Here is a 7,157-nt window from a genome sequence, read left to right as displayed (position 1 = left end):
CCCGATTGCGGCCCCTGATCGAGCCATGGACGAGCACCGTACCCGTCGGCGAACTGACGTTGTTGCGCGTCGCCGAGTACACCTTCCGCGCGCAGATCGCCGACCGCTGGCGTCGAGGCAACGTCTTCATCCTCGGCGACGCGGCACACCTCACTCCCCCGTTCATCGGCCAGGGTATGGGAGCGGGACTGCGAGACGCGGCCAACCTCGCGTGGAAGATCGCCGGAGTCCACCACGGCGCCCTGGCGCCGAGTGTTCTGGAAACCTATGAGCGGGAACGCAAACCGCATACCCGATCCATGATTCGCCTGGCGCTGAGCGTCGGCTGGGCCATGACCGGCGGCGGCCGCCCGGGTGACGCGGCGCGCCGGGCGGTGTTGCCGCGGCTGCGGCTCATCCCCGGCCTGCGGGACAAGGTCGCCGACTCGAGAACGCCTGCGCTGCGGCGTTCCGCGTTGGTACGCCGATCCCTGCGACGGCACCGGCTCGCCGGCACGCTCTGCCCGAATCCGGCGCTACGCAACGGTCAACGCCTGGACGACGTGCTCGGTGCCGGTTTCGCGTTGATCAGCACCGCCCGCCCCGGTGCGGCCGACGAGGCGGCGCTGCGGCAGCGCGACGTCGCCGTGCTGGTCACCGAAGGCGGCAGCCCGCTGGAGGCATGGCTAGAACGAGGCCGTGCCACCGCCGCACTGGTTCGCCCCGACCGCACGGTGGCGCACGCCGGACGCGACGTTGCCGCCCTCTGTGCCTGGACGGCAACAATCCTTTGCCCCGCCGCAGTTCAGGCGGAAGCCCCCGGGCGCGCGACGATCACCGGCGTCCGCACCGAATGCAGGACCGCGTTGCTGACCGATCCCAACAGCACGCCGGTCAGACCGCCGCGACCGTGACTACCCACGACCAGGAGCTGGGCGGTTTCGGACTTGTCGGCGAGCTGCCGGGCCGGCTCGTCACGTACGACCAATCGCTGCACCGTCACATCGGGGTAGCGTTCCTGCCAGCCCGCTAGGTTCTCGGCCAAATTGCGGTGCGCCTCCGCTTCCAGCGACGACCAATCCGCTTCCGGGAGTTCGCTTATCGTGATGTCGCTCCATGCGTGCACGGCCGTCAGCTCGACACCGCGACGGGAGGCTTCGTCGAAGGCGATTTCGATCGCGAGCTCGGAAGCCGGCGAGCCGTCGACTCCCACGACGACGGGAGCGTTGCGCATGTCCGGCATCTCGTCACCATGGATGACCGCGACCGGGCAATGGGCATGCCGCACCACGGTCGCGCTGACCGAACCGAGCACGCTCCGGGCCAGCAATCCGCGTCCCGCCGTGCCCACAACGATCATCTCTGCCTCGCCGGACATGTTGATCAGGGCCAGTGCCGGGCTGGAGTACACGAGTTCCCGCTGGATGGTGACCTGTCGGTTCGCCGGCAGCGCCTCTTCGGCGAGCTTGATCGCGTGCATGATGGCCTTCTTGCCCTCGTCTTCCAGCCGCACCGCTAGAGACTCGGGGTATGGGACCGGCGGCCAGGTGGCGGTCGGGGTCGTCACCGCGTGGACGACGGTCAGCGGAATTTTGCGCATCGCCGCTTCGTGGGCGGCCCAAATCGCAGCGGCGTTCGATGCCTGCGAGCCGTCCACCGCGACGACGACGCCGCGCTGTTGATCAGGTCCGGACATTTCGTTCTCCCTCCATCACCAGCGACGCTATAAACCCGAGGGGTCGTCGGTCGTGAGGCTTAAGTCCCTAACCAACGGGACGGAGGGCTTCCGCGGCACTGGTTAAGACCGCCTTAACGCCACGGCCACTCGCCGGCTAGGCGCGATGCCGTTGCAGCCGCGCGACGACCCAGAACGGTAACGCCACGAACAGCGTGCCGCCGATCAAATTACCCACGGTGGTGATGCCGAGGTTGGTGAGCAGGCCGTGTTGGCCGAATGCCCAACCGATCCCGCCGCGGGGTGCGGCCGGGTGAAACAAGTTGAGCAACAGGGGAAGACCGAGGAAGCCGACGTTGGCGATCACGTGCTGCGTTCCGCCGATGACGAATGCGAACGGTCCGTAGAACGCGAACGTCATGCGGGCGACGTCGCTGCGGGCCTTGAAGAACATGCACATCGACGTCTGCAGAAACCAGGTGCACACCACGGCGAGCAGCAGGGCGGTCCAGAACGGCTGGCCGGCCTTCTGCGCGCCGACGGCAGCCGCCCGCTCGGCGAAGGCGCCAAGGTATGGGCCTCCCGCGGCCCCGCACACCGTGACGAACACCAGCGCGCCCAGAACGTTGCCGATCAGGCCGACGGTAACCAGCAGCGCGTAGCCGCCGACGCTCATGGTGCGGTTGAGGACGGCGAGGAATCCCGCGGCCATGTCGGCGGTGATCAGCGACATGCCGGACACCAGGATGAGGACGAACGACATGCCGAATGCCAGGCCCATCAACAGGCTTGCGATGCCTGGGGTCCTGACTCCGGTGCTCACCATCAACGCCAGCAGCGCGCCGAACGCGACCATCACACCACCGACCAACGAGCGCATCAGAAACGCCCACGGGTGCGTTGCCTTTTCCACGGCCATGGCGGCCACCCGGTCCACCATGGCACCGACGCTGAGCGGCTCGAACGGGTCGTCGGCGACGAGCTTAGGCGTGACGCCGGCGGGGAAGTCGGCGAATGCGGGCGCCGCCGGCGCCGCGCCTCCCAATTGTGGCGCCTGCGCGTTGATCGTCATCGGTGTTGCCCTTTCCGTAAAGCGTTGATCGCGTTGATGACCCCGGTGACGTGCTCCTCGCTGAGCCTCTCCCCCTCGAAGACGTGGTTGAGCAGAACCTTGAGGTCGAGCATCTGTTGCAGGTAGACCAGGCACGGGGGGCACTCGTCGAGGTGCTTGGCGACGATCGGTCCCCACCGCCGTGGATCGGAGTCGACGAGTTCGTCGACGAGGCGGACGAAGTCGACGCAGTCGATGGCGGGGACCGCGTTGTCGTGGATGGTCATCGGCGATACCGCTTTTCCAATTCGTTGCGAAGATTTCCCCGGGCGCGGTAGAGCAGCGCGCGCTGCCCCTCGGCGGTCAGTTCGAGGATTTCGGCCGCCTCTTCGGCCGTCGTACCGACGATGTCGCGCAGGATGACCAGCTGCCGTTGCCGCTCGGGCAGCGCGTCCAACGCCGCACGGACATACCCGATGAGCTCGTTCTCGACGGTGTGGTCCTCCGGCAGGAAGCGCTGCGACGGCGGGATACTCCAGTGCCCCGCATCGGGATGGCCGGCCGGATGCATGCGGCTCACCAGCGGGTCGACGTCATCCGCGGACAGCACCTCGTGGTCGCGGATGCGGGATTCGCGGCGCCGGTGCCGCGACGCGGTGTTCTTCACGATCCCGAACAGCCAGGTGCCGACCGAGGAACGTCCCTCGAACGAATCCGCGGACTGCAGGACCTGGACCCACGCCTCTTGCACGGCCTCTTCGGCCACCGTCGCCGAATCCACCATGGTGCGGGCGAAATTGACCATCGGCCGATGAAAGTCGCGCACCAGATTCGCCAGCGGAATACCGCCGACCACGCGTTCCGATTCGGTGCCGCCCGGCGGCACCGCCACCGGGGTCACCATCGTCTCGAACTCAAGCGCATGCGGCTAATTCCCAGCGGAGCTGCCCTTCGGACGGCGATTGGACCGGGATGAACGCCGCCTCGCGGTAGCGACGGCTGGCCGATGTCCTGCTCGCGTAACCCTTGCCGCCAGCGGTGCGGATTTCGAGATCCGCACCGGCGCTGGACAGTTCGGCCGCGGCGAGCCGCAGCGACAACAGCTCCCTCTTGGTGGGCGACTCGTCACCGCCCACCGCCGCCGCAAGTTCCGCCAACGTCGCTTCCGCACTGGCGAGCTTTTCCGCCACATGCTCGACTTGAGCGCTGAACACCGAGTTCACCCCGCCGAGACCGATTTTGGCCTGACTCACGGTAGTCCCGGTAAGTCCCAGGCACATCGCCGACTGCAAGACGAGGAACGTCGGGCGGACCGCCTGCAGGAAGTCGTCGAAGTCACGCGACAACACCTGCTCCGCGGGGACGTAGGCGCCCGTCAGGTTCAGGTACGACGAGGCGGTGCTACCCATTGCCAGCAGGTCGAAGTGATCGCCCAGCACAACGCCCGGGGTGTTCAGCGGCAAGGCCACGATCAGCCGCTCCCCGGCGTCGGTACGCACCGCGGTCACCATGGTCGAGTCGGGGTAGAGGTTGCTGGCCCACCTGATCGGTCCGGACACCTGGTAGCCCCCCTCGACCGGTGTGGCCGTCAACTCCAGGCTTCCGCAGCCGGCCGCCTCCTTGAATGCCGAGGCCATGCCGGTCACCCCCAGCGTGGTCCCGGCATAAAGCGACTGGGCCGCCGCCGTACCGTAAGGCGTTGCCGCCGTGAGCAAATACTCCACAGCCATGCGATGGGCCCACAACGAGAACCCGGTGCTCATGCATTCTCCGGAGATCAACCGGATCGCTTCTGCCATCTCGGGGAGCCTGCCGTCGGCGTTGGCGGGTGCCCCGAGCCCGAGCAGACCGGCGGCACCCAGTGCGGTGAAACTGCGACGCGATGGATGCTCGCCGCGGTCCAGCGCCCCGGCATGGGCCCGGATGTCTTCCAACAGTTCGATACTCAACCGGCTGGCAGCCGAATTCATCGTCGCCGTCATCGCGATACCTCCTGGGCCGAGTGTGTCCACGCGTAGTCGAGGAACTTGCCGTCGAAAGTGACGACCACCCTGTCGCCTTCGGGGTGCGGCCGCCGTTGCACGCTCATCTGAAAGTTGATCGCGCTCATGATGCCGTCACCGAATTCTTCATGGATGAGTTCCTTGATCGCCGGACCGTAGACAGCCAGCGCCTCATGGAACCGGTAGATCGTCGGATCCGTCGCCGTGGCCGCATCCGAACCCCGGTACGGCACCGTTTGCAGGACCGTTGCCGCCTCGTCGTCGAGGTCGAGAAGCGATGCGACCGTTGCCGCATCGCCGGCCGCGAGGGGATGCTGCCCGAGTAGCGCGGCGACGGTCCACACCGGGTCCTTGCCGATCGATTCGGCGATCTCCGCCCAGCTCAATCCCCGCTTGACGCGGGCCAACCTGATCAGCTCGCCAAGATCGGTCTTGGTCAATGTTGTTGCCACCGAATGCTTCCCGTCCCGATGCCTATTCGGTGGACAGAGTCGAGTCGACGCTCACCGGGTTGCGGAACGTGTTCACCACGGGCGACCAGGCGATCGCGTTGTCGTGGATCTCCCTCAGAGTCGCGTCGTCGGCGTCTCCGGCCAGCGTCACCTTGCACCGGACCGCGCTGAAGCCCAGCCGTTTTCCCTCGGGCGTGTCACCCACTCCCCACACCGCGGAGATGTCGATGTCGCCCTCCATCTCGACCTCGATCTTGGTAAGTGTCACCCCGCGGTGGGTCGCGTTGGCCAGCAAGCCCACCGACACGCACGAACCGAGCGCCGCCAGCGCGGTCTCGGAGGGGTTGGGCGCGGAGTCGTCGCCGAGCAGCGCGGGCGGTTCGCCCACCAGCATCGGCGCCAGATCGCGCACGTAGGTCATGTTACGGAACCCGGCCTCGCACACCGTCTTGGCTTTCAGAGTCTTCCTGCCGGTTTCCGGGTTGGCCCGGGCGTTACACGACAGCTTGTCGAGCCCTTCGGCGTCGATGACGAGCCCGTCGGTCATATGACTTCCTCCGTTTTCGCTGATTTTGCGGCTTCACGGAGTTAGTGCTCTGCGACGGCCGCTGCGTGACGGCGGGCTTAATTGATTTACGTCGGCGACACGAAACATCACACAGCCGAAACGCGGCACGGTCCAACGCCGGACGGCGCTCGGGCAGTTTGCTTAGCTGAAAAGGCTTTGCCCGATGTAGTGGCCTTCGGCGGGCGCGGGCGGCACTGCGAAGATTGCTGAACCGATGTGGCGGATGTATTCGTTGAGCAGGTCGTGTGCGCCCAGCCGATTCTGCAGGCGAATAAAATCTTGCGGATCTTTTTGGTAAGAGATGAACAGCAGGCCGGCGTTGAGTTGGCCGTTGGCGTCGAGACCGTCGGTGTAGTTGTAGGACCGGCGCCGGATCATGATGCCGTCATTGTTCTCCCGGGCGGCCAGGCCGACGTGAGACATCGGGTCGATCAGCGGGTTGCCGTCGGGGCCTTTGGCGGTGAAGTCGGGGGTATCGAATTCGCCCTTGCCGCTCAGCGGTGCACCCTCCTCCTTGGTGCGGCCGAAGATCCGCTGCTGATTCCCGATGCGGTCGACGTCCCATGTCTCGAGCAGCATCCGGACCTTGCGCACGACTTGATAGGTCCCGCCGTTCATCCACGGCTGGTCGCTGTCCTCGACCCAGACGAACCGGTCGTACTCCGCGTCCGTGGCGATGTTGCGCGTTCCGTCCTTGAAGCCCAGGAGGTTTCGCGGCGTGTGCTGGCCGGGGCCGGCCGATGCGCGTCCGAATCCCAGCACCGCCCAGGACGGCGAGACGATGTTGCGGCCCAGGCGGGCCAGGTTTCGCACGGCGTGGTAGCAGACCTGGGGGTCGTCGGCGCAGGCTTGCACTGACAGATCACCCCCGCGCAGGCGGGGGTCCAGGTTGTCCCCGTTGAGCGGCGGCAGATCGATGAACAGGGCGGGGCGCCGTGGGGCCAGCCCGAAGCGATCGCCGAACAGCGACGGTCCCAACCCTACGGTGACGGTGAGACTAGCCGGGCTCAGTCCATAGGCCTCCCCGGTATCAACGGGCGGCTGCACCTCGACCTGGGGCTGCACGGTGCCGACGGGCTTTCCCTGCTGCAGGATCGCGGCCGCCGCGGACCAACGCGCCAGCAGGGTCTGCAGCTCGGTGCGGCCCGCGCCGGCGGCCAGCGAGAAGGACATGAACATGGCGTAACGCTGTGGCGGCGTGGCGATTCCGCCTTGATGCAGCTGGCCGTAGAACGGATAGCTACGCCGCAGGTCGACGTTGTCGTTGTCGTCGTCGCCGTTGCGTTCGGCCGCCAGCGCGTAACCCGCGAAGCCTCCACCGGTGGCGCCGACGGCGGTGCCGGTGAGCCCGGCCAGCATGGCACCGCCAAGCATCCGGCGGCGTGAAACCGCTGCGGCTTCGTCGAGTTCGGTCGTGTCGTCGGTCACC

General features: G+C 66.9%; 9 protein-coding genes. 1 reads left to right on the top strand and 8 read right to left on the bottom strand.

The window, feature by feature from the left end:
- On the top strand, nt 1-893 hold an 893-nt coding region (locus A5711_RS18150; protein WP_197520819.1), incomplete at its 5' end, for an FAD-dependent monooxygenase.
- Here the strand turns inward: A5711_RS18150 and A5711_RS18145 are convergent.
- The 8 genes from A5711_RS18145 to efeB form a co-directional block, all read right to left on the bottom strand.
- Nucleotides 785-1,675, bottom strand: coding sequence for a universal stress protein (locus A5711_RS18145; RefSeq protein WP_067948910.1), 891 nt, complete (start codon nt 1,673-1,675; stop codon nt 785-787). The genes A5711_RS18150 and A5711_RS18145 overlap by 109 nt on opposite strands.
- A 136-nt stretch (nt 1,676-1,811) precedes the next feature.
- Nucleotides 1,812-2,726 (bottom strand): formate/nitrite transporter family protein, encoded by a 915-nt coding sequence (locus A5711_RS18140; protein WP_067948907.1) that lies wholly within the window; start codon nt 2,724-2,726, stop codon nt 1,812-1,814.
- Nucleotides 2,723-2,992 carry a hypothetical protein gene (locus A5711_RS18135; RefSeq protein WP_067948905.1) on the bottom strand — a complete coding sequence of 90 codons (270 nt, stop codon included), beginning with the start codon at nt 2,990-2,992 and terminating at the stop codon, nt 2,723-2,725. The genes A5711_RS18140 and A5711_RS18135 overlap by 4 nt, the downstream gene beginning before the upstream one ends.
- The gene (locus A5711_RS18130) at nt 2,989-3,609 is read right to left on the bottom strand and encodes an RNA polymerase sigma factor (protein ID WP_067948904.1); all 621 of its coding nucleotides are present in this window, start codon (nt 3,607-3,609) and stop codon (nt 2,989-2,991) included. Before A5711_RS18130 ends, A5711_RS18135 begins: the two co-directional genes overlap by 4 nt.
- 10 nt (nt 3,610-3,619) lie before the next feature.
- Entirely contained in the window at nt 3,620-4,687 is a 1,068-nt protein-coding gene (locus A5711_RS18125; protein ID WP_067948902.1) for an acyl-CoA dehydrogenase family protein, read from the bottom strand.
- Nucleotides 4,684-5,160 (bottom strand): cyanase, encoded by a 477-nt coding sequence (gene cynS / locus A5711_RS18120; RefSeq protein ID WP_067948900.1) that lies wholly within the window; start codon nt 5,158-5,160, stop codon nt 4,684-4,686. The genes A5711_RS18125 and cynS overlap by 4 nt, the downstream gene beginning before the upstream one ends.
- A 22-nt stretch (nt 5,161-5,182) precedes the next feature.
- Nucleotides 5,183-5,707: an OsmC family protein gene (locus A5711_RS18115; RefSeq protein WP_067948898.1), complete on the bottom strand. Its 525-nt coding sequence runs from the start codon at nt 5,705-5,707 to the stop codon at nt 5,183-5,185.
- A 162-nt stretch (nt 5,708-5,869) separates the two neighbouring features.
- On the bottom strand, nt 5,870-7,156 hold the full coding sequence (gene efeB / locus A5711_RS18110) for an iron uptake transporter deferrochelatase/peroxidase subunit (RefSeq protein ID WP_067948896.1): 1,287 nt from the start codon (nt 7,154-7,156) through the stop codon (nt 5,870-5,872).
- Between the last annotated feature and the right edge of the window lies 1 nt (nt 7,157).

The organism is Mycobacterium sp. E2238 (genome assembly GCF_001672665.1).
Taxonomy (GTDB): domain Bacteria; phylum Actinomycetota; class Actinomycetes; order Mycobacteriales; family Mycobacteriaceae; genus Mycobacterium.
The sequence above is the reverse complement of the archived record's forward strand: the minus strand, read 5'-3'. Positions and strand labels throughout refer to the sequence as shown.

What these genes read in the sequence shown, in the direction of transcription:
- A5711_RS18145 (WP_067948910.1), bottom strand. Translation starts at nt 1,675, where the DNA reads ATGTCCGGACCTGATCAACAGCGCGGCGTCGTCGTCGCGGTGGACGGC.
- A5711_RS18140 (WP_067948907.1), bottom strand. Translation starts at nt 2,726, where the DNA reads ATGACGATCAACGCGCAGGCGCCACAATTGGGAGGCGCGGCGCCGGCG.
- A5711_RS18135 (WP_067948905.1), bottom strand. Translation starts at nt 2,992, where the DNA reads ATGACCATCCACGACAACGCGGTCCCCGCCATCGACTGCGTCGACTTC.
- A5711_RS18130 (WP_067948904.1), bottom strand. Translation starts at nt 3,609, where the DNA reads ATGGTGACCCCGGTGGCGGTGCCGCCGGGCGGCACCGAATCGGAACGC.
- A5711_RS18125 (WP_067948902.1), bottom strand. Translation starts at nt 4,687, where the DNA reads ATGACGGCGACGATGAATTCGGCTGCCAGCCGGTTGAGTATCGAACTG.
- A5711_RS18115 (WP_067948898.1), bottom strand. Translation starts at nt 5,707, where the DNA reads ATGACCGACGGGCTCGTCATCGACGCCGAAGGGCTCGACAAGCTGTCG.